The sequence below is a fragment of the Pseudonocardia thermophila genome, from assembly GCF_900142365.1.
Taxonomy (GTDB): Bacteria; Actinomycetota; Actinomycetes; order Mycobacteriales; family Pseudonocardiaceae; genus Pseudonocardia; species Pseudonocardia thermophila.
In genome coordinates, this window is the sequence record NZ_FRAP01000025.1 from 22782 (window position 1) to 43214 (window position 20433).

23 protein-coding genes are annotated in these 20433 nt (G+C 73.0%); 7 read left to right on the forward strand and 16 right to left on the reverse strand.

Annotation, left to right across the window (positions count from 1 at the left end; all coding sequences use genetic code 11):
• The first annotated feature begins 66 nt into the window (after positions 1–66).
• On the forward strand, positions 67–609 hold the full coding sequence (locus BUE41_RS26160; RefSeq protein WP_073460000.1) for a TetR family transcriptional regulator: 543 nt from the start codon (positions 67–69) through the stop codon (positions 607–609).
• On the opposite strand, the gene BUE41_RS26165 is transcribed toward BUE41_RS26160, so the two are convergent.
• The gene (locus BUE41_RS26165) at positions 602–1810 is read right to left on the reverse strand and encodes a M20 family metallopeptidase (RefSeq protein ID WP_073460001.1); all 1209 of its coding nucleotides are present in this window, start codon (positions 1808–1810) and stop codon (positions 602–604) included. The two genes, BUE41_RS26160 and BUE41_RS26165, sit on opposite strands and share 8 nt — an antisense overlap.
• A gap of 76 nt (positions 1811–1886) precedes the next feature.
• Here BUE41_RS26165 and BUE41_RS29890 point away from each other — a divergent pair, with 76 nt between their 5' ends.
• Positions 1887–2459, forward strand: coding sequence for a helix-turn-helix domain-containing protein (locus BUE41_RS29890; RefSeq protein ID WP_159444970.1), 573 nt, complete (start codon positions 1887–1889; stop codon positions 2457–2459).
• A gap of 170 nt (positions 2460–2629) precedes the next feature.
• Entirely contained in the window at positions 2630–2890 is a 261-nt protein-coding gene (locus tag BUE41_RS26175) for a hypothetical protein (RefSeq protein WP_143172366.1), read from the forward strand.
• A 3-nt stretch (positions 2891–2893) separates the two neighbouring features.
• On the opposite strand, the gene BUE41_RS26180 is transcribed toward BUE41_RS26175, so the two are convergent.
• Positions 2894–3472 (reverse strand): TetR family transcriptional regulator, encoded by a 579-nt coding sequence (locus BUE41_RS26180; RefSeq protein ID WP_073460002.1) that lies wholly within the window; start codon positions 3470–3472, stop codon positions 2894–2896.
• Positions 3473–3562: 90 nt separating this feature from the next.
• On the opposite strand from BUE41_RS26180, the gene BUE41_RS26185 reads away from it, so the two are divergent.
• A complete protein-coding gene (locus BUE41_RS26185) occupies positions 3563–4453 on the forward strand; it encodes an SDR family oxidoreductase (protein WP_073460003.1) in 891 nt (296 codons plus the stop codon).
• 50 nt (positions 4454–4503) lie between these two features.
• Complete coding sequence (locus BUE41_RS26190; RefSeq protein WP_200804117.1) at positions 4504–5508, forward strand: DUF2332 family protein; 1005 nt, start codon at positions 4504–4506, stop codon at positions 5506–5508.
• 30 nt (positions 5509–5538) lie between these two features.
• Here the strand turns inward: BUE41_RS26190 and BUE41_RS30505 are convergent, their stop codons facing one another.
• Positions 5539–6138, reverse strand: coding sequence for a CGNR zinc finger domain-containing protein (locus BUE41_RS30505; protein ID WP_143172367.1), 600 nt, complete (start codon positions 6136–6138; stop codon positions 5539–5541).
• Positions 6139–6192: 54 nt separating this feature from the next.
• Here BUE41_RS30505 and BUE41_RS26200 point away from each other — a divergent pair, with 54 nt between their 5' ends.
• Positions 6193–7281, forward strand: coding sequence for a hypothetical protein (locus tag BUE41_RS26200; RefSeq protein ID WP_073460005.1), 1089 nt, complete (start codon positions 6193–6195; stop codon positions 7279–7281).
• A 187-nt stretch (positions 7282–7468) separates the two neighbouring features.
• Positions 7469–8122 carry a DedA family protein gene (locus tag BUE41_RS26205; protein ID WP_073460006.1) on the forward strand — a complete coding sequence of 218 codons (654 nt, stop codon included), beginning with the start codon at positions 7469–7471 and terminating at the stop codon, positions 8120–8122.
• Positions 8123–8202: 80 nt separating this feature from the next.
• Here BUE41_RS26205 and BUE41_RS26210 read toward each other — a convergent pair whose 3' ends face one another.
• From BUE41_RS26210 to BUE41_RS26275, 13 genes are all read right to left on the reverse strand, one after another.
• Complete coding sequence (locus BUE41_RS26210) at positions 8203–9675, reverse strand: dihydroorotase (RefSeq protein WP_073460007.1); 1473 nt, start codon at positions 9673–9675, stop codon at positions 8203–8205.
• Complete coding sequence (locus BUE41_RS26215; protein ID WP_234997592.1) at positions 9672–11132, reverse strand: MmgE/PrpD family protein; 1461 nt, start codon at positions 11130–11132, stop codon at positions 9672–9674. Before BUE41_RS26215 ends, BUE41_RS26210 begins: the two co-directional genes overlap by 4 nt.
• Positions 11129–11983 carry a cyclase family protein gene (locus BUE41_RS26220; RefSeq protein ID WP_073460008.1) on the reverse strand — a complete coding sequence of 285 codons (855 nt, stop codon included), beginning with the start codon at positions 11981–11983 and terminating at the stop codon, positions 11129–11131. The genes BUE41_RS26215 and BUE41_RS26220 overlap by 4 nt, the downstream gene beginning before the upstream one ends.
• Positions 11980–13197, reverse strand: coding sequence for a CaiB/BaiF CoA transferase family protein (locus tag BUE41_RS26225; protein WP_073460009.1), 1218 nt, complete (start codon positions 13195–13197; stop codon positions 11980–11982). The genes BUE41_RS26220 and BUE41_RS26225 overlap by 4 nt, the downstream gene beginning before the upstream one ends.
• Positions 13194–14018, reverse strand: a complete 825-nt coding sequence (locus BUE41_RS26230) for an alpha/beta fold hydrolase (protein WP_073460010.1) — start codon at positions 14016–14018, stop codon at positions 13194–13196. The genes BUE41_RS26225 and BUE41_RS26230 overlap by 4 nt, the downstream gene beginning before the upstream one ends.
• Positions 14015–14998: an ABC transporter ATP-binding protein gene (locus BUE41_RS26235; protein ID WP_073460011.1), complete on the reverse strand. Its 984-nt coding sequence runs from the start codon at positions 14996–14998 to the stop codon at positions 14015–14017. The genes BUE41_RS26230 and BUE41_RS26235 overlap by 4 nt, the downstream gene beginning before the upstream one ends.
• Positions 14995–15822, reverse strand: a complete 828-nt coding sequence (locus BUE41_RS29900; protein ID WP_084755890.1) for an ABC transporter ATP-binding protein — start codon at positions 15820–15822, stop codon at positions 14995–14997. Before BUE41_RS29900 ends, BUE41_RS26235 begins: the two co-directional genes overlap by 4 nt.
• Positions 15822–16682, reverse strand: coding sequence for an ABC transporter permease (locus tag BUE41_RS26250; RefSeq protein ID WP_073460012.1), 861 nt, complete (start codon positions 16680–16682; stop codon positions 15822–15824). The genes BUE41_RS29900 and BUE41_RS26250 overlap by 1 nt, the downstream gene beginning before the upstream one ends.
• Complete coding sequence (locus BUE41_RS26255) at positions 16675–17733, reverse strand: ABC transporter permease (RefSeq protein ID WP_084755892.1); 1059 nt, start codon at positions 17731–17733, stop codon at positions 16675–16677. The genes BUE41_RS26250 and BUE41_RS26255 overlap by 8 nt, the downstream gene beginning before the upstream one ends.
• Positions 17730–18452 (reverse strand): SDR family NAD(P)-dependent oxidoreductase, encoded by a 723-nt coding sequence (locus BUE41_RS26260; RefSeq protein WP_073460013.1) that lies wholly within the window; start codon positions 18450–18452, stop codon positions 17730–17732. Before BUE41_RS26260 ends, BUE41_RS26255 begins: the two co-directional genes overlap by 4 nt.
• Entirely contained in the window at positions 18452–19231 is a 780-nt protein-coding gene (locus BUE41_RS26265) for a maleate cis-trans isomerase family protein (RefSeq protein WP_073460014.1), read from the reverse strand. The genes BUE41_RS26260 and BUE41_RS26265 overlap by 1 nt, the downstream gene beginning before the upstream one ends.
• Complete coding sequence (locus BUE41_RS26270; protein WP_073460015.1) at positions 19231–19959, reverse strand: DUF2848 family protein; 729 nt, start codon at positions 19957–19959, stop codon at positions 19231–19233. The genes BUE41_RS26265 and BUE41_RS26270 overlap by 1 nt, the downstream gene beginning before the upstream one ends.
• 90 nt (positions 19960–20049) lie before the next feature.
• Complete coding sequence (locus BUE41_RS26275) at positions 20050–20430, reverse strand: carboxymuconolactone decarboxylase family protein (protein WP_073460016.1); 381 nt, start codon at positions 20428–20430, stop codon at positions 20050–20052.
• Positions 20431–20433: the final 3 nt, after the last annotated feature.

Genomic DNA, 20433 nt, shown 5'->3' on the forward strand with positions numbered 1-20433 from the left:
CTGTTCGAAAGTAGCGAGGCGGGGTGGCCGCGACAAGCCCCCGGTGCCGGGAGGCACACTCCACGGGTGAAGGTCACCCGGGCCCAGGTCGTCGAGGGGGCGTTCGAGGCGCTGCGCGCGCACGGGCTCGCCGGCCTGTCGATGCGCCGGCTGGCCCAGGACCTCGACGTGGCACCGGGTGCGCTCTACTACCACGTCGCGAGCAAGCAGGAGCTGCTCGCCGCGGTCGCCGAACGGATCCTCGCGGACTGGCCCAGCGGAGCCGCCGATCCCCGCTCGGCCGCCGCCGGCCTGCGCCGCGCCCTGCTGCAGGTGCGCGACGGGGCCGAGGTCGTCAGCTTCGTGCAGGCGTTCCGCCCGGAGTCGGTCGCTCCGACGCGCGAGCTGCGCACGCTCTTCGCGGAGCACCTCGGCGAGCGCGAGGCCGACTGGGCCGCCCGCACCGTCGTGCACTTCGTCCTCGGGTTCGTCGCCGAGGAGCAGAACCACGACGAGTTGGTCCGGGCCGGGATCCTGCCGGACGATCCCGCCCGGCAGGCCGAGTCGGAGGAGGCGTTCGCCTTCGGCGTCGACGCGATCCTCACCGGGCTCGACGTCCGCGCTACCTGAGGATCCGCGCTGCGAACAGCGCGTAGACGGCGGCGCAGCGGCGCATCGCGGCCTCGTCGATGAACTCGCCGGGGCCGTGCGAGACGTCCAGCCGGCCCGCGCCGTAGCCGAACGCGGGGATGCCGAGCTGCGCGTACCAGCGAGTCTCCAGGATGCCCGGGCACAGCTCGAACGCCGGCGGGGCGCCCTCGACCTCGGCGACGCACGCGGCGAGCACCCGGGCCGCGGGGTGGTCGGCGTCGGTAGCGCCCGGCGGCTGGCGCTGCAGGACCTCGACCGACGCGGTGGTGCCCGCGGCCGTCGCCGCGCTCGTGACGAGGTCGGTGATGCGGGCGATCTCCTCGTCGAGGTCCTCCTCCGGGTTGCACCGGCGGTCGACGGAGAACCACGCCGAGCCGGGGACGACGTTGAAGTTCACGCCGCTGCCCGAGGCGCCGCCGACGACCATCATCGAGCCCTTGCCGGTCTCGTCGGCCATCGGCAACGCGGTGCGCTGCTCCTGCAGCTCGCGGGCCAGCTCGGTGAGCGGGTGCGCGACGGCGACCATGTGCGCGAACGCGTTGTCGCCGAGGTGGGCCTGTCCGACGTGGGCCTCGCGGCCCTTGACCTGGACGCGCAGGGTGAGCGCGCCGCGGCTGGCGTGCCAGACGACGCCGCCGGTCGGCTCCGCGGTCACCATCGCGAGCGCGGCCGGATCGATCAGCCCGTGCTGCCGCAGGTAGCCGGCGCCGGCGTCGCTGCCGGTCTCCTCGTCGCAGACCAGGTGCAGCACGATCCGTCCGTCCCCGAGCAGCCCCAGCTCGCGCGCGGCCGCGGCCCCGTACAGCATCGAGACGACGCCGCCCTTCATGTCCGCGGTGCCGCGCCCGTACATCCGCCCGTCCCGGCGCTCCGGGGTGAACTGGGTGCGGCTCTGCGCGGGCACGACGTCGAAGTGGCCGTGGAAGTAGACGAGCTTCGGCCCGCTGCCGGCCGCGCCGCGCACGATGCTCGGCTCCTCCAGCTGCGCGTGCGGCGGGATCGGGAGGATCTGCGGTGCGAGGCCCAGCTCCGTCATCGCCGCGCGCAGCCGCTGCGCGCACCGGCCCAGGCCGCGGCCGGGCGGGTTCTCGGTGTCCAGCGCGACGAGGTCGGCCAGCAGTGCGGCCATCTCCTCGGCGCGTGGTTCGATCCACTCCTGCACGGTCGCGGCCAGATCCACGGGAACCTCCACCGTCGGCTGCCCGTACCTTATGGGGAACGATCCGAAATCTCTACGGAACGGGGAAGGGGGTCGGGTGGCCGCCCAGTCGCCGACGCAGCCGATGGTCGACCGGCTCGCCGCCGCCGTGCGTCGCCACCGCGAGATCCACAACCTCTCGCTCGGCGAGCTGAGCCGCGCCACCGGGTTGTCGAAGACGAACCTCGCGCGGCTGGAGGCCGGCGGGGCCAACCCGTCGCTGGAGACCCTCTGGCGGCTGGCCCGCGCACTGGGCCTGAGCGTGGGCCAGCTGCTCGAAGAGCCCCGACCGGCCGCCGCCACGGTGCTGCGCCGCGGTGCCGGGCCGGTCGTCGAGTCCACCGCCGGGATGCGCGGGCGGCTGCTGCACACCGACGGCGGCCGGCACCGCACCGAGCTGTTCGAGCTGGATCTGCCGCCGGACGCGCAGTTCCGCGGCGACGCCCACGAGCCGGGCACCCGGGAGGCGGTCTACTGCGTCGCCGGACGGATCCGCTGCGGCCCGCTCGACGCGCCGCTGGAGCTGGAGCCCGGGGACACCGCGTTCTTCGACGGAGCCGCGGCCCACGTCTACGCGGCAGGGCCGGAGGGGGGGGGGCGGGCACTGCTGGTGATGAGCTACCCGGCGTGATCCCGGTGGGGCTTCCGCCTGCCGGCGCGCTACGATCCGGCACGTGCGCAGTGTGATCGGGCTGATCATTATCGAGCGCGCCGGCTGAGCCAGGACGTCGGCGCGCCGTCTGCTGTCGCACCGGGACCTGGCCCGGACTTCCCGTTCCCCCGAAGTCCGAGGAGGCCGTGGTGGTCCTCGCCGACCCCGTCCCGTCCCGCATGTACCGCAGGATCGTCGTCCACATGACCGGTGGGCTCGACGGTGCGCTGCGGGTCATGACCCTGCTGCGCCAGCGCTGCTACCGGCTGCGCGACGTCGCCGTCGACGTGCGCGAGGGCGTGCCGGAGAGCCGCCTGGAGTGCACGGTGCTGCTCGACCGGGAGGAGGCGGAGCTGCTGCTCGCGCGCCTGCACCGCACCGTTGCGGTCACTGCCGCCGAGTACGGCTGACCGTCAGCCCTGCGGGAGCGGGGCCGCGGTGAGCCGGTGCAGCTCGGCCAGTACGTCCGCGGTGATCTCGGCGAACGAGCGGGCGTCGTCGCGCAGCCACTGGCCGAAGGCGACGGCGAAGACCGCCATCCCGCACTCGGCCGCCAGCGCCGCCGTGACCTCGCCGACGCCGCGGTCCCGCAGTCCGGCGGCGATCTCGGCGGCCAGGTTGGCGAGCTTGTGCCGCTCCCGTTCCTGCAGCTGCGGGTTCTGGTCGATCACCGCTTGGCGGGCCCGGGAGAACGGGCGGCGCTCCTCGGTGAAGAACGCGCCGACGGCCCGCAGCGCGGCGGCGACGACCTCCATCGGCGACGCGTCCGGCTGGGCCTGTGCCACGCCCGCGCGGCAGGCCTCGACCAGCGCCTGCTGACCGTGGAAGAGCACCTCGCGCTTCTCGCTGAAGTGGCGGAAGAACGTGCGCTCGGTCAGACCGACGGCCTCGGCGATCTCCGCGGCCGTCGTCTGCTCGAACCCGCGGGTGGCGAACAGCTCGAGCGCCGCCTTCTGCAACCGCTCAGGGGTGCCTGCCGCCCACCGTGCCACGTCGCGAGTCTAGGTGATGACAGCGGCTGACATCATCGCTACAGTGATGTCTGCGACTGACGTCAGTCGCTGACATCGGGAGGCTTTCCCATGCGCGTCTTCGTCACCGGTGCGACCGGGTGGATCGGCTCGGCCGTCGTCGACGAGCTGCTCGCGGCCGGGCACGAGGTCACCGCCTTGGCCCGGTCGGACCGTTCCGCCGCCGGCCTCGAGGCGAAGGGCGCCCGCGTCCACCGCGGCGACCTGGACGATCTCGCCGCGCTCGCGCTCGGCGCCGAGCAGGCCGACGCCACGATCCACCTCGCCAACAAGCACGACTGGTCCGACCCGGCGGGCAACAACGCCGCCGAGCGCGCCGCGGTGCAGGCCATCGGCGAGGCGCTCGAGGGCACCGGGCGGCCGTTCCTGCTCGCCTCCGGGGTGACCAAGTTCGGTTCCGATGTCCTCACGGAACGGGATCCCTCGCCGTTCCACGGGCCGGACTCGCCGCGCGGCGGCAGCGAGAACCTCGCGCTGGAGTTCGTCGAGCGCGGGGTGCGCACCGTGGCCGTGCGGTTCGCCCCGACCGTCCACGGCTTCCGCGACCACGGGTTCGTCGCCGTCCTCACGGCGATCGCGAAGGAGAAGGGCGTGTCCGGGTACCCGGGCGACGGCAGCAACCGCTGGTCCGCGGTGCACCGCAGCGACGCCGCCCGGCTCGTCCGGCTGGCCCTGCAGGGCGCCCCCGCCGGAGCGCGGCTGCACGCCGTCGCGGAGGAGGGCGTGCCGACGCGGCAGATCGCCGAGGCGATCGGCCGCGTGACCGGCGTCCCCATCGCCTCGATCGACCCGGCCGACGTCTCGGCCCACTTCGGCTGGATCGGCGGCTTCTTCGGGCTGGACATGAGCGCCAGCAGCGCCGCGACGCGCGAGCTGCTCGGCTGGGAGCCCGCCGGGCCGGGCATCATCGCCGACATCGACGCCGGGGCGTACACGGCCTGACACTCGGACCGACCTTCCCCCCTGGTCGGCGCCGGGGCATGATCGCGGACGTGGACCATCGGCGGGACACGCATCGGCGGGCCACGGTGCAGGCGCACGTCGCGGCCGCGCTCCGGGCCTCGGCCCCCGCCGCGGTGCCGGCCGGGCGCGAGGCGGCGGTGCTGGCTGCGCTGCACCACCTCGCACTGGCCGGCCGAGCGCCCGAACTCGCCGCCGCGTACGAGGAGGGGGATGCCGCCGCCGCCGCTGAGGCGGCGCTCGACGTGCTGGAGCGGATGGCCGCCGACGTCGCCGAGCTGGCCCGCCGCCGCCCGTTGCCCGACGAGACCGGGCACCCCGCTGTCCTGTACCCGCTGATCGCTGAGGCTGCGCACCGCAGCGGCGCGGGCGCCGTCGGGCTGGTGGACGTCGGCCGCCCGGCCGGGCTCAACCTCACCGTCGACCGCGCCGCCGTCGCCTACGACGACGGCCGCACGCTCGGTGATCCCGCCTCGCCCGTGCAGGTCGCCGCGGCCATCGTCGGCGGCTGGGCGGTGCCCGATCGGCCGATGCCGCCCGTCGCCGCGCGGATCGTCGTCGACCGGGCCCCGCTCGACGTCACCGATCCCGACGTCGCCGGCTGGCTGCGCGCCTGCCTGCCGCCCGGCGACCACGATCGGGCCGCGCGGCTCGCCGCCGAGATCGCGCTCGCCGCGGCCGATCCGCCGGAGCGGATGGTCGGGAACCCCGTCGACCTGCTGGCGGCCGCCGTGGCCCTGGTCCCCGATGGCGCGCTGCCCGTCGTCGTCACGACGTGGGCGCTCTCCCGGTTCACCCGGGAACGGCGACGGCTGCTGCTGCAGCGGCTCGCCGCCGCGAGCGCCGAGCGGGAGATCGCGTGGGTGACCGTCGAGGGGGTCGGCGTCGCACCAGAGGTGCCGACCTTCGGCGATCGCCCCGCCTCCGGCCACAGCATCCTCGGTCTGGTGCGGGCCGCGGGTGGCCGGGTGCGGGGCGAGGGGCTGGGCCGGTGCTGGCTGCGCGGCCGGATGCTGGCCTGGTTGGCGTCGGGCTGACCGGGGTCGGATCAGCGGGGTTGGATCGGCTCAGTCGCGGCCCCGGGTCGCCGCCTTCCGCCTCCGGTACGCGCGGGCGTGCTCCCGCCCGCCGCACACGGTCATCGAGCACCACCGCGCGCTGCGGTTGCGCGAGCCGTCGTAGACCACCCAGCCGCACTGCAGGCAGGCCTTGAGCCTCGGCCAGGTGCCGCGGTACTGCGCGTCGAGCACGGCGAGGGCGAGCGTCCCGAGCAGTCGATCGGTCGCGCGCGGGCTCGTGACCTGCAGGTGGAGGCCCCCGTCAGCGGCCGTCATCGCGAACGACACCGGCGCGAGCAGGGGCGCCAGCTCTCCGGTGGCGGCGGCTGCGCCGGTCGTGTGGGACGCGGTGAACGTGTGCAGCGCCTCCCGGAACGCGACGACGCGGGCGTGCTCCGCCGGATCGGCCGGGACGACCGGCAGTCCCTCGGCCGTGGTCCAGGCCGTCAGCCCGCCGGGCTCGGCGAAGCGGTCGGCGCCGTTCTCCCGGTTCGCGGTGTTGAGGAAGCGCCGTACGAGCTCCAGATCGCCCGGCGCCTCCCGGCCCGGCGGCCATGCCGGGTCGGGCAGGATCCGCCCCTGGCTGTCGGTGGGGTGATCGGCGTGCACCCTCGGACCTTCCCATGTGGACACTGACCGGCTATCGTCACTATCGTAACGGATATGACCCTGACGCAGCGAGTCGTCGGTGTGCTCGCGGCGGCGGTGGTGGCGCTGGCCGGCTGTGCGGCTGGGGGGAGCGCACAGCCGGCTGAACGCGTCGAGCTGCCGCCCGGGAGCGTCCCTGAGGTCCTCGCGGAGGCGGACGGCGTGCTGGTCGGCCACCGCCGCGACGACCGTCCCGGCCTGCTGCGGCTCACACCGGACGGGCAGCCGGCGGAGGTCCCGCTCAGCCCCGCCACCGGCTACGGCGCCACCGCCTCCTGGTACGCGCTGACCGCGGAGGGCGGGCGGATCCTGGGTGTCGGCGGCGACCGCGGCGGCGCGCACGGCAACGTCCGCTGGAGCGTGTGGACCGGCGACGCCGGCGGGGTCGCTGAGCGCGTGCAGGCGTTCTCGACGTTCGGCGGCTGGGGTGCGGGCGACCTGGTCGGTGCCGTCTTCGCCTCCGGCGGGCCGCTGCTGGTCGGCTCGTGGGAGAGCGCCCAGGCGGGCAACGACGTGATGGTCTGGACCGCTGCCGGCGACGAGTGGAGCCGAGTCGACGTCGCGGGTACGCCGCTGGAGAGCACCCGCACGACGCTGAACTTCGCCGTCGCCGCCACCCGTGCACCCGGTGGGGCACTGGTGACGGGCTGGCAGGCCGGCGCCTCAGGACAGAAGCCGGCGGTGTGGCGCCAGGTCGGCGGGTCGTGGCAGGTCACGTCGCTGCCGGACGGTGGGCGCGCCGGCATCGCGCTCGCGGCCCGCTGCGGACCAGCGGAGTGCGCGGTGGCGGGCCGGGTCGACGGTCGACTCGCCCTCTGGCGGTTCGTGGGCGATCGCTGGGAGCGGGTGGCCGGTGTGCCCGAGATCCCGCTCGGGGAGCGGGAGCCCGTCGCCGCCCCGTTGATCGTGAGCGGCGGAGCACTGCACATCGCCGCGGACGGCGACCGGGTGCGCGCGATCGAGATCAGCGACGGCGGCGTCACCACCAGGGCGATCGCCGACGTCCGCGGCCCGGTCCGCGCCCTGGTGGCGTCCGGCGCCGACGCGTACGTGATCGCTGGGGAGCCCGCGCAGCTGTGGCGGTTGCCCGAGCTGCTCGGCTGATCGGCATCGGGAACGCCGGCCCCGGCCACCGCGTCGGAGCGGATGCGTCGACGAAGACGCCGCAGAAGACGCCGCAGAGGATGCAGCAGAAGATGCAGTGCCTCAGGGAAGGTCCCGGGGGAGATCAGGGTCGAACCAGGGCTTCACCGCATGCCGGCCCCGTGACCGGCTGCCTAGCGTGGACGGTGTGGACGTGGTCGAGGGGCTCCGGCAGCTGATCGAGGGCGCGCTGTCCTCACCGTGGCTGCTGCTCGTCATCCTCGGCCTCGCCGTGATCGACGCGCTGCTGCCCGCAGTCCCCAGTGAAGCGCTGATCATCGGCGGGGGAGTGGCCGCCGCCTCCGGCTCGCAGGAGCTGGTGCTCGTCGTGGCCGCCGCGGCTGCGGGCTCGTTCGTCGGAGAGTCGATCGCCTACTTCATCGGCCGCAGGCTCGGGCCGGCCGTCCGGCGCCGGATGGTCCCCGGCACCACCCGCGCCACGACGTACGCCCACGTCGAGCACCTGCTGCACACCCGCGGCGGGCTGATCCTGCTCACCGGGCGGTTCATCCCGGCGGGCCGTACCGTCGCCGCCCTCGCCGCTGGCGCCACCGGGCTCGCCGGTCGCCGGTTCGCGTTCTTCACCGCTCCCGGCACCGTGCTCTCCGCGGGCTGGTCCGCGCTGCTCGGCTTCCTCGGCGGCGCCGCCGTCGCCGGCGATCCGCTGATCGCGCTGCTCGTCGGCATGGCCGCCGGCACCGTCGTCACGACGGCGATCGGCCTCGCCCGCCGCGGCCGTCCCGGTGCCCCCGGGGCCGAGCCCGAGACCACCGCACCCGTCCCGGTCGGTACCCGCAGCTGAGCTGGGGCGGCCGGACGGGGTGGGGCACCCACCGACCACCCCGCCCGGCCGAGCCTCGCTCCGTCAGGAGCGGTGGACCGTCAGGCGCCCACCGGCCGCTTCTGGTAGCGGCCCGCCGGCTCGCCGACGATCTTGCCGTCCTGCAGGATCCGCGTGCCGCGCAGGAACGTGTCGGTGACCTTCGCCGTCAGTTCCTGGCCCTCGAACGGCGTGTACTCCTGGCTCGACTCCGAGTCCTCCGCGCGCACGGTCCACGTGTGGTCCGGGTCGACGAGCGCGATGTCGGCGTCGAACCCGACGGCGAGGTCGCCCTTGTTGCGCAGGCCGTAGCGGCGGGCCGGGTTCGCGGTGACGAGCTCGGCGAGCCTACCCAGCGGCACGCCGCGCTTGCGGCCCTCGCTCACCAGCCCGGCGAGCAGGTACTCGGTGCCGCCGAAGCCGGACTTGGCGGCGAACACGTCGTCGCGCTTGTCGCCCTTGCCGAACTTCCGCTCGTCCTTGCAGCACGCGTGGTCGCTGACGACCCAGTCGACCGTGCCCTCCTTGACCGCCTCCCACAGCGCGTCGACGTCGGCGCGCTCGCGCAGCGGCGGGTTGACCTTGCCGCCGAGGCCGTGCGCGGTCGTGTAGTCGACGAGCAGGTGGCCGATGGTGACCTCGCGGCGGAAGTCGACGTGCGGGAACGCCTCCGCCATCCGCAGCGCCGCGTCGAGCGCCTTGCGGGAGCTCAGGTGCAGCAGGTTGATGTTCGCCAGGCCGGTCTCGTGCGCGAGGTAGGACGCGATCGAGATCGCCAGGCCCTCCGAGTGCGGCGGGCGCGACGCCGAGTAGGCCTCCAGGCCCTTGAGCTTGCCCTCCCGCTCGACCCGCTCGGTGTACGCGGTCATGATCTCGGCGGTCTCGCAGTGCAGCGACAGCGAGATCTCCGACGCGATGTCGGGGAACTGCTCCCGCGCGGCCTGGATGCCCCGCATGACGAACTCGAAGTGCGCGTAGTCGTAGCGCTCGCCCTCGGGGATCATGAGGAACTCGCTCTGGTCGCTCGACTTCCCGTGCAGACCGTGCGAGCCGTAGAACATGAACACCTTGAACGACGACACCCCGTACTTGCTGATCAGCTCGGGGATCTCGTCGATGTGCGCGCTCATCATCGGCGCGAGGTGGAAACCGTAGTCCACGTACGCCCTGCCCTCGACGGTGCTGAGCACCTCGGGGAAGACCTCCTCGTAGCGGCCGCCCCGGTTGAGGTAGTACTGGCCGGTGCGCATGTAGTTCAGGGCAGTGGTGACCCCGCCCTGGGCGCAGGCGCGGCTCTCGGTCTCGGTGTCGATCGCGAGCGGGTGGTAGATGCCCCAGTGCTGGTGGGCGTCGACGACGCCGGGGAACGCGAGCTTGCCGCCGCCGTCGACCACCTCGGTGGCCTCCGCGGTCGCGAGCTCCGGCCCGATCGCGGCGACCTTGCCGTCCTTGACGGCGATCGCGGTGCGGACCGGGGTGTCGGCCCCGGGCCGCACGAGGTCGATGTTGTGCAGGACCAGGTCGTAGGCCGTCATTCCGTCTCCTCCGTGCTGTCGTTCTGCCGGGCGGTGAGCGCCAGCAGCTCGCCCACCTCGGTCGTGGTGCCGAGGCCGGCGACTGCTGCGACCACCCTCTGGGCGGTCGTGTCGCCCAGGACCGGGCCGGCGTTGTCGGTGAACTTGCGGGCGATCTCCTCGTCGGTGAGCGGGTTGTCCACGCCGCCCCGGTTGACCAGGGCCTTCGCGGTCCACTCGCGCCCGTCGGTGGACCGCGCCCGGATCACGGCGGGGAACTGGTGCGGGTAGATGCTCGTGCACTCCTCGTCGGCGACCACGGTCGTGCGGCGCATCAGCTCCTGACGGGCCGGGTCGGCGAGGTGCGCCGGCGCGTAGTCCGCCAGCGCCGCTCCGAGCCCACCGCCGCCGAACAGCCCCACCACCGCCGCGTACGGGCCGCTGAACTGCGCCTCGTACGGGGTGCTCGGCGTGCGTTTCTTCTCGATCGGCTCGCCCACCGTCCGCACCACCGGTGCGGGCACCCCGATCTCCAGCGACTCGACCTCCGCCGGTGCGAGTCCCTGGCGGCGCAGTTCGGCCGCCGCGTCGACGATCGTGTGCGTGAAGTGGTTGGCCGGGTAGGGCTTGAAGAAGATGCGCGGCACCTCCCAATCGGTGCCCAGCCCGTCGGTGATCGCCTCCGGCCGGTACTCCCCGTGCAGGAACGCCTGGAAGAACCCGAACCGGCCCTCGAACACCGTCGGTGGCCCGGTGAAGCCGTGGCGCACCAGCCGCGCCGCCGACACCCCGGCCTGTGCGGCCCACCCGCAGTGCAGCCGCTTGACGGTGCCGCCGGTGCGGTTCGCCTCGATGATCCCGGACGACAGCGACGCCACGATGCCGATCGCGTGCGCCACCTCCGCCTCGTCGGCACCACCCAGCAGAGCCGCCGCGACCGCGCTGCCCACCGCGCCGCAGATCGACGTGGCGTGCTGGCCGTGCTCGAAGAACACGGAGTTGCCGCTCTCCGGGACGTAGCCGGCCATCCCGATGCGGACGCACACCTCCAGGCCGGCGGCGATCGCGGCGATCAGCAGGTCGCCGCTCGCGTCGTTGTCCTCAGCCGCTGCGAGCGCCGCGGGCACGACGCTCGCACTCGGGTGCAGCACCGACGGCAGGTGCGTGTCGTCGTAGTCGAGCGAGTGGGCGAGCACTCCGTTGGCGAACGCGGCGAGCGCGGCCGGCACCGGGTTCGGGTCGCCGACGACGTGGGCCCGCCCGGTGCCGCCCTGCTCGGCGACGAACGCGAGGGCGGCGGCGCTGGTGTCGAGCGCTCGTCCGGCCACGCACAGGCCCAGCACGTCGAGGATCCGCTGCCGCACGCTCGCGCGCACCGCTTCGGGCACCTGGCCCGCGGCGGCCTCCACGGCGAACCGGGCGACGGTCTGGCTCAGCGTGGGTGCAGACAGGGTGGGTGCAGGAGCAGGAGCGGTCACGAGCCGGCCTCCGGGACGACCGCGAGCGGCCGGACCGGCGAGCCCGTGGCCCCGACGAGCTTCAGCGGTGAGAGCACGAAGAGGAACTCGTGCACCCCGGCGGCGCCCAGCTCCTCCAGGTCCATCGTCTCGATGATGTGGATGCCCTTCTCCACCAGCAGGACGCGGTGCGCGGGCAGCAGGGCGTGCCCCTGGCCGGGCAGCAGCCGCTCGAACGCGATGGTGTCCGCGCCCGCCGCGTGCACCTGGCGGTCGGCGAGCCAGTACGCTCCGGCCTCGCTGACCCCCGGCACGCCGCTCGCGTGGCCGGTGTAGACCTCGGCCCCGGCGTCGAAGTTCGCGCCCCAGCCGCTGCGGATCAGCACCACGTCACCCGGGCGGATCTCGACGCCCTGCTGCTCGACCGTGCGGTGCAGGTCGTCCGGGGTGATCTCGTAGCCCGGCTCGCACTGCTCGAGGCCGAGTGCGCGCGGCACGTCCAGCAGCACGCCGCGGCGGAACATCGGCGCGATCGTCTCCGCGCCGAGCGCCTTCATCGCACCGCCGCGCTGCGCCTCCTCCGCCGAGATCCCGCCGAGCAGCTCGCCGTCGTGCGAGACGTGGGAGAACGCGTCGATGTGCGTGCCGACGTGGGTGCCCAGCGAGATGTGGTCGGCCGCGGCGGAGCCGCCGTCGGCGCGCACCATGTCGCCGTGCCGGCGGGGGAGCGTGTGCCAGTACGGCGGGTGGTTCGGCGACTGCGGCATGCCCTTGAACAGCGGCCTGCCCAGGTCGTGGACCCGGACCCCCGATCCCAGTGCTGCATCCAGCCACGAGGAGGTGATCTCCCGCGGCGCGTCGTTCACAGTCATGCGATCACCCCCCGCTCGCGCAGCTCGTCCATCTCCGCCGGCGCGTAGCCGAGCTCGGTGAGCACCGGCTCGGTGTCCGCCCCGAGGTCGCCGCCGGTGTGCCTGATCCGTCCGGGGGTCCGCGACATACCCCACATGACGTTGTGCATCAGCACCTCGCCGAGCTTCGGGTCGGGCACCTTGGTCAGCATCTGGGTGGCCCGGATGTGCTCGTCGTTGACGATGTCGGCCGCGTCGTAGACCGGCGCGACCGCCGCGCCCGCCGCGGTGAACTCGGCGATGACCTCGTCGCGGGTGCGTTGACCGATCCACTCCGAGACGTAGCCGTCGAGCAGGTCCGCGTGCTGGGCGCGCTGCGCGCCCGTCGCGAACCACGGCTCGTCGATCACCTCCGGGTGCCCGACGAGGTGCATCACGCGCTCGGCGATGCTCTGCGCGCTGGTCGAGATCGCGACCCAGCGCTCGTCCTTCGTCTTGTAGGTGTTGCGCGGCGCGTTGTTCTGCGAGCGGTTGCCCGTCCGCTGCCCGACGACGCCGAGCTGGTCGTACACGGTGGGGCCGGGACCGACCGCCGTCATCAGCGGGGTCAGCAGGTTCATGTCGACGACCTGGCCCTTGCCGGGGCTCTTGGTGTCCCGCTCCCAGAGCGCCATCATCGTCGCGGCGACCGCGGCGACGCCGGCGATCGAGTCGGCGAGGCCGAAGGCGGGCAGCGTGGGCGGGCCGTCGGGCTCACCGGTGAGGTGGGCGAAGCCGCTCATCGCCTCGGCGAGCGTGCCGAACCCGGCCCGCCTCGCGTACGGCCCGGTCTGCCCGAACCCGGTGACCCGCACCATGATCAGGCCGGGGTTGCGCTCCCACAGCTGTTCCGGGCCGAGGCCCCAGCGCTCCATCGTGCCGGGCCGGAAGTTCTCCACCAGCACGTCGGACCGCTCCGCCAGGCGCAGCAGCACCTCGGCGCCCTCGGGCTGCGACAGGTCGGCCGCGACGAGCCGCTTGTTGCGGGAGACCTCCTTCCACCACAGCGGCTCGCCGTCCTTGGCGGGCCCGTGCCCGCGCATCCCGTCGCCGCGGCGCGGGTGCTCGATCTTGATCACGTCGGCGCCGTAGTCCCCCAGTAGCTGGCAACACAGCGGACCGGCCAGGATCGTGGAGGCGTCCACGACCCGCACCCCGGTCAGCGGGCCATCGCCGAGCGCGGATTGCTCGGTCATGCGGAAATGGCTCCCCTCGGTTCGATGACCTCGCGCAGGATCCGGCAGAACGTCTGCGGGTCTTGTTCGGCGAGGAAGTCGGTCGCTCCCGGCACCACGACCGCGCTGCGGTGCTCGATCAGCTCGACCGCTCTCGGGTGCATGTGCTTGATCCGGTCCTCCGTGCCCGCCAGCAGGAGGTCCACCGGTCCTGCGGCAGCTGCGGAGTCGCGCAGGTCGTGGCGCCAGATCGCGCGGTACGACGAGGCGAAGTCGGGGCCGGCGTGCAGGTAGTCCCGCACCAGTTCGGTGACGAGGTGCGGGTCCGCCCACGGGTACTCGCCCCGCACCCGGTCGAAGATCCAGTTCAGGTGGCTGCCGTCCGGGCTGGGCTGCCACGGCGGCGCGAACGAGGCCAGCCGGTCTGCCCGCTCCTGCGGTGTGTAGACGGGCACCCCGTGCAGGACCACGCCGGCTGCGCGGCCCGGCCGGCGGGCCACCGCGTGCAGGGTGAACACCGCTCCGGTCGCCCGCCCGAACAGGAACGGCCGCTCGGCCCCGACGACGTCCGCGACCGTCCACGGAACCTCGGCGTAGTCCTCGACGCCCCATTCCCGCGGCGGCGGATCCGACTCGCCGTAGCCGGGCGTGTCGATCGCGATCGGGACGCAGAACTCCGCGAGCCCGGACAGCGCCTTGCGGTAGCGGCGGGCCGACAGCGGGCTCTGGTGCATCATGATCAGCACCGGTCGCCCGGACGCCACCTGGTCGCGCAGCGGATCGGTGCTCGCGGTGAGGACGTGCACCGCACCCCACGGCACGGGCAGGTACTCGCCGGTCATCGGCCACCCCCCAGTTCCACCGGCTGCTTCTGCTCCTGCTCGACGCGCATGCACGCCACCTCGTGCCGGTCGGCCACCTGCGCCAAGCGCACCTGCCACGACGAGCACGCGTCGACCTCGATCGGGCACCGCCCGGACAGCACGCACTTCGTGGGCTTCTTCGACGGGTTCGGGATCTCCCCGCGCAGCGGCACGTGCTCGCGCTTCTGCCCGACGACCGTGGAGAGCGTCGCCGACATCAGCGCCTGCGTGTACGGGTGGCGCGGGTTGGTCAGCACCTCCTGCGTCGGGCCCTGCTCGACGACGGTGCCCAGGTACATCACCGCGACCCGGTCGCTGATCAGCCCGACGGTGGCCAGGTCGTGGGAGATGAAGACGTAGGAGATGCCGCGCTCGCGCTGCAGGTCGCGCAGCAGGTCGAGCACGCGCGCCCGCACCGACACGTCCAGCGACGACGTCGGCTCGTCGAGGATCACCAGCTCCGGCTCGGTGATGATCGCCCGCGCGATGCCGATGCGCTGCTGCTGGCCACCGCTGAGGTTGCGCGGCAGCCGGTCAGCGTGCTCGGCGGTGAGGCCGACCCGCTCCAGCATCGCCACGACCTTCTCGCGGCGCTCGGCGCGGGAGAGCTCCGGCCGGTGGATGATCAGCGGCTCGGCGATGATGTCGCCGACCTTGAGCCGTGGGTTGAGCGACTCGTACGGCTCCTGGAACACGACCTGCAGCCGCGACCGCAGGGGCCGCATCTGCTTCCTCGACAGCGCGGTCAGCTCGATGCCGTCGAACACGACCGAGCCGGACGTCGGGGTGATCAGGCCGAGCGCGATGCGGCCGAGCGTCGACTTGCCGGAGCCGCTCTCGCCGATGACGGCGACGGTCTCGCCCTTCGCCACCGACAACGAGACCCCGTTGACGGCGTGGACCTCCTTGCCGCCGCGGCGGAACACGTGGTTCACGTCGCGCAGTTCCATGATGCTCATCGGCTGGTCACCGCCTGTTCGGTCAGGCCCGGCGCCTCCTGCGCCCACGGTGCCGGTGGCACCGCGTCGAGCAGCTGCTTGGTGTACTCGTGGGTCGGATTGGTGAACACGTCGGCGACGAGCCCGGTCTCGACGACCCGACCCGACTTCATGACCACCACCCGGTGGCAGTACTGGGCGACGACGCCGAGGTCGTGCGTGACCAGCAGCAGCGAGCGGCCGCCCTGCTTCACCTGGGAGTCGATCAGGTCCAGGATCTGGCGCTGGACGGTCACGTCGAGCGCGGTCGTCGGCTCGTCCGCGATGACCAGCGGCGGGTCGTGCAGCATCGCGAGCGCGATGACCACACGCTGCGCCATGCCGCCGGACAGCTCGTGCGCGTAGCCGCGCAGCACCCGTTCCGGTCCGCGCACCTGCACGGCCGCCAGCCGCTCGATCGCGAGATCGTGCAGCTCGGCGCGGCTCATCCGGCGGTGTGCCCGCATGACGTTGCGGAACTGCTTCTCGATCGACAGCACCGGGTTGAGCGCGCCGAACGGGTTCTGCGCGACGAAGCCGATGCGGGCCCCGCGGATCTCCCGCAACCGGGTGCGGGAGAGCTTGATGAGGTCCTCACCCTCGAACTCGGCGCTGCCCGCGACGACCCGCCCGTAGGAGGGCAGCAGCCCCAGGATCGAGCGGATGGTCACGGACTTGCCGGACCCGGTCTCGCCGACGATGCCGACCGCTTCGCCCGCCGGCACCTCGAACGAGACGTCATCGATCGCCCTGACGACACCCGCGCGGCCCCGGAACTGGGAGGTCAGACCCTGTACGCGGAGCATCAGCTTCCCTCCACCCGTCGCTGGATGCCGTTGGCCAGCATGTTGAGGCTCGCGATGGCGATGAAGATCGCCACGCCCGGCCAGATCGCGATCCACCACTGGCCGGTGGAGATCGCCTGGGCGCCCACCTGCACCATCGATCCCCAGGTCGGGGTGGGCGGCGAGACGCCGATGCCGAGGAAGTTCAGCGCCGCGATCACGATCACGGCGTTCGCCGTGGTGAGCGAGCACTGGACCAGGCAGACGTCGATGACGTTCGGCATGATGTGCCGGAACATCACCCGCCGCGGCCGGGCCCCGGTGGCGATCGCGGCCTCGATGAACCGCGCCTCGCGGATCGCCAGCGCCTCGCTGCGGATCAGCCGGATGAACCGCGGGCCGTTGATGATGACGATCGCGTAGAGGATGTTCTGGATGTCGTTGCCGGTCAGCGACACGATCGTCACCGACAGCACGATCAGCGGGAACGACTGGAACGCGTCGAGGGCGCGCATGAAGCCCTCGCTCCACTTGCTCTTCACGCTCAGCGGGAGACCGACGAGGAGACCGATCACCAGCGAGGCGAGCGTGCCGGCCAGCGCGAGCGGCAGGTCGCTGCGGCCGGCCGCGACCACGCGGGAGAAGACGTCGAACCCGTTCGCATCGGTGCCGAAGATGTGCTGCGCCGACGGCGGCTGCAGCACCGACGTCGGGTCCGGGGTCACCGGGTCGTACGGCAGCGGCGCCAGGAACGACGCCAGCAGCAGGAACAGCAGCACCGCGACACCGGCCACGATGCCCGGGCTGACCCGGGCGAAGTTGACGATCTTCGTGACGACCTCGGCGGCCGGGGACTTGGGGATGGCGGCGGCGTCACTCATAGCTCACCCGCGGGTCGAGGAGGAGGACCACGATGTCCAGGAGCAGGAAGAGGGTCAGCGTGAGCAGGCCGGCCGTGATCACGAAGCCCTGGATGATCGGCACGTCGACCTTCAGCACGCCGTCCAGCGCCCACTGGCCCATGCCGCGCCAGTTGAAGACGCGCTCGACGATCGCGGCGCCGCCGAGCAGCGACCCGAACAGGATCGCGACGTAGGTGATCACCGTGGTGCGGGACGCGGCGAACGCGTAGTAGACGACCGTGCGCTCCCGCAGCCCGCAGGCGCGGGCGAACTCGACCTGCGGCGTGGTGAGCGCGGTGCCCATGCTGCCGCGCGCGGTCTTGGCGAAGTACGACGCGTAGACCAGCCCCAGCGCCAGCACCGGCAGCGCCGCGTGGCTCACGGCCATGCCGAGCGTCTCCCAGTCGCCGGTGAACAGGCTGGAGAAGATCAGGAACGGCCGCTCGTCGGCGGAGCCCGCCGTGATCGGCAGCCGCCCGATGGGCGCGGGCGCCCAGCCGAGCAGGAAGAAGAACACGTAGATGCCGACCAGTGCGAGGAAGAAGTCCGGCACGGACTGCAGCACCGAGGTGATGCCGCTCATGATCCGGTCCGGGAGCCTGCGGGCGAAGTAGGCGCCGATCACGCCGATCGTCATGCCCAGCGCGAGCGCGAACAGCAGCGAGAAGAAGACCAGCTCGATGGTGTTCGGCAGGAACTTCCCCAGGTCGGACAGCACCGGCTCGTTCGTGAAGAACGAGGTGCCGAGATCGCCCTGCAGCAGGTTCGTCCAGTAGGAGACATAGCGCTCCAGCACCGGCTTGTCGAGCCCGAGCTGGGCGTTGACGTGCGCGATCTGCTCCTTGGTCGCGAAGTCGCCGAGGATCGTGATCGCCGGGTCACCGGGGATCAGGAACGTCAGGAAGAACGACACGCTGCCCAGCACGAACACGGAGATGGGCACGATCGCGATGCGCTTGAGGATGTAGCGCAGCATGGGGCGGCGCTGCTTCTGCTTGACCGCCGGCTGCGCGGCTCGCGCCGTCGTCACAGCACACTCACCCCTCCGTCGACGCACAGGGTGTGGCCGGTGACCATCGCCGCCTCGGCGGAGGCGACCCACCGCACCGCAGCCGCGACCTCCTCGGGCCGCACGACCCTGCCGAGCGGGATCGTCGCGAGCTTCGCGGTCATGTAGTCCTCGTTGTCGAGGACGTCCGCGGTCATCGGGCTCGGCACGATCGTGGGTGCCACCGCATTGACGCGGATCTTCGCGCCCGCCCACTCCAGCGCCAGGATCTTGGTCAGCTGGATGACCCCCGCCTTCGTCACGCCGTACATCGCCGAGCCGGCGATCGCGACGAGACCTCCGGTGGAGGCCAGGTTGACGATGTTGCCCCCGCGGGTGGAGAGCACGGGGTAGACGGCCTGGCACATGCGGAACGTGCCGTTGAGGTTGACCTCGACGACGTCGTGCCAGACCTCCTCCGGCATGGTCTCGGTCGCGCCGCGGGCGTTGATGCCGGCGTTGTTCACCAGCAGGTCCACGGTCCCGGCCCGCTCGACCGCGGCCGCGACCGCCGCGCGGCACGAGTCCCCGGAGCGCAGGTCCAGCTCGACGGCGTGGGTCGCGCTCGCCGGCGCGGCTCCGCCCAGGTCGGCGGCCACGACCACGTAGCCGTGGGCGGCCAGCTCGTCGCAGATCGCCGTACCGATGCCGCCTGCGGCGCCGGTGACGAGGGCGACGGGGGAAGCCTGGGAGTCGGTCATCAGGTCACCTCCGCGAATCGGCCGTGCCACTCGGCCCGGGCCTGCTCGGGGAGCGGCAGACCGGACAGGCGCACGGCGGGGCTCAGCGGCTCGTCGATGCCCGCGAGGCGCAGCAGCGCCCACAGCGTGGCGAGGTTGCTGCTCACGGTGGGCCGGCCGGTCTGCTGCTCGATCGCGACGAGCGAGTCGAGCGTCCGCCAGTTCGTGCAGCTGATCGCCACGACGTCGGCGTCGGAGACGTCGAGCGCCGTCGCCGCCGCGTAGCTCGCCGCGGGCTCCAGCCGGCCCTTGTCCAGGTTGGACAGGATGTGCAGGTCGTTGCGGGCGGTCACGGTGAACCCGGCCTGGCCGAGGTAAGTGACCGCGCCGTCGGCGACCGGGGCGACGTACGGGGTGGCCAGCGCGACCTTCCGCGCTCGCAGCGCGGTGAGCGCGGCGACGAGCGCGCTGCTCGTCGTGACGATCGGCACCCCGTGGGCGCGGGTGAGGTCGTCGCACGTCGCCTGGTCGGAGTCGCGCCCGCCCAGGAAGCTGCCGGACGTGCACGCGTAGGCGATGGCCGCCACACCCGCGGACGCGAGCTCGGCGACCGCCCGGTCGAGCTGGGAGTGCATCGCGAGCAGGCTCGCGACCTTCTCCTCCTCGGAGGCGACCTCGGCCACCGCGACGCGGGTGGCGAACACCGCGACGTCGGGCGGCAGGTACGCCGCGAACTCGGGTTCCACCGTGGTGTTCGTGGACGGGACCACGACACCGACACGCGCTCGCCGCCCGTACATCAGCTGCCGCCGTTCACGAGCGGGACCCGGAACCCGGGCCGGATCTCCGAGAGCAGGTCGACCACCTCGTAGCGCAGGTCGAGGCGCTCACCGGTGGTCGTGTCCCGGAGAGTGCCGGTCCAGGTGGTGCCGTACCGGATCGTGTTCTCGATGCTGGTGTAGGTGCCGCAGAACACCAGGTAGGACGACGGCAGCGCCGCCACCCGCTCCTCGAGCACCTTCACGATCGCGTCGGGGGAGAGGAAGACCGACGCGCCGCACCGCTGGTAGAGCGCGCCGTCGACGGTGGACTCGAGGACGAGGTCGCTCCAGCGCGGGGCGACGTCGCGCCACCGCCACACCTGCCTGCCCAGCACGCTCGGGCAGTACTGCTTGGCCCAGATGATGCTGTGCTTCTCCAGCACGCGGTCGGTGTGGTCGGACCCGACGCCCAGGAAGATCTCCCCCTCGTGGACGACGAGCACCAGCTCGACCTCCCCGGAGGTGCTCCCGCTGTGCACGCCGATCCGGTCGTCGGTCGTCACCGAGTTGACCGACATGGGGTAGATCCGCGGCGCGGGGACGTCGAACGCGATCCGCACGCCCACGTCGGCGACCTCGCGCTGGTGGGCGACGGCCGCGTTCGGGTCGACGGTCGCCGACCCCAGGTTGTAGAGGCGCTGCGGGGTCGTGACGAGCCGCTGCGGCCCCGCGCCCGTCCGTAGGACATCGAGCGTGAAGGTGGTCACCCGCTGTTCCTCGTTTCGCAAGTCGTACAGAGTCGGGGTGCCGTCCCCGCGCAGTGGGGGAGCTGCGCGGGGACGGCTGAGGGAGGGGGATCAGCCCTCGTCGAAGAGGCGGTCGAGCACCTGCGTCGCCGCCTCGATGGTCGGCATGCCGGCCGGCAGCCCGGAGAGCGCGATCGCCTCCAGGACCTCACGGCGGCTGGCGCCGTGCTTCAGCGCGCGCTTGCCGAAGTAGACGATCCCGTCGGGGTCGTTCTTGGCGGCGGTCGCGACGCCGACCAGCACGAGGTAGCGGGTCTTGAGGTCCAGCGCCCGCGGCTCCTCGGCGAACAGCAGCTCGGCCGTGAGCGCGTCGTAGCGGGCGAGGATCTCCGGGGAGACCTCGTCGAGCAGCTCGTGCACCGGCAGGACGTAGCCCCGCCGGGCGCGGACGGTGGCCAGCGCCTCCGATTCGGGCTTCTCGGTGGTGGTCACTTC

Coding starts and splice junctions, on each gene's coding strand:
- BUE41_RS26185 (WP_073460003.1), top strand. CDS start 3,563: ATGCGCGTCTTCGTCACCGGTGCGACCGGGTGGATCGGCTCGGCCGTC.
- BUE41_RS26200 (WP_073460005.1), top strand. CDS start 6,193: ATGACCCTGACGCAGCGAGTCGTCGGTGTGCTCGCGGCGGCGGTGGTG.
- BUE41_RS26210 (WP_073460007.1), bottom strand. CDS start 9,675: ATGACGGCCTACGACCTGGTCCTGCACAACATCGACCTCGTGCGGCCC.
- BUE41_RS26220 (WP_073460008.1), bottom strand. CDS start 11,983: ATGACTGTGAACGACGCGCCGCGGGAGATCACCTCCTCGTGGCTGGAT.
- BUE41_RS26225 (WP_073460009.1), bottom strand. CDS start 13,197: ATGACCGAGCAATCCGCGCTCGGCGATGGCCCGCTGACCGGGGTGCGG.
- BUE41_RS26230 (WP_073460010.1), bottom strand. CDS start 14,018: ATGACCGGCGAGTACCTGCCCGTGCCGTGGGGTGCGGTGCACGTCCTC.
- BUE41_RS26235 (WP_073460011.1), bottom strand. CDS start 14,998: ATGAGCATCATGGAACTGCGCGACGTGAACCACGTGTTCCGCCGCGGC.
- BUE41_RS29900 (WP_084755890.1), bottom strand. CDS start 15,822: ATGCTCCGCGTACAGGGTCTGACCTCCCAGTTCCGGGGCCGCGCGGGT.
- BUE41_RS26250 (WP_073460012.1), bottom strand. CDS start 16,682: ATGAGTGACGCCGCCGCCATCCCCAAGTCCCCGGCCGCCGAGGTCGTC.
- BUE41_RS26260 (WP_073460013.1), bottom strand. CDS start 18,452: ATGACCGACTCCCAGGCTTCCCCCGTCGCCCTCGTCACCGGCGCCGCA.
- BUE41_RS26265 (WP_073460014.1), bottom strand. CDS start 19,231: ATGTACGGGCGGCGAGCGCGTGTCGGTGTCGTGGTCCCGTCCACGAAC.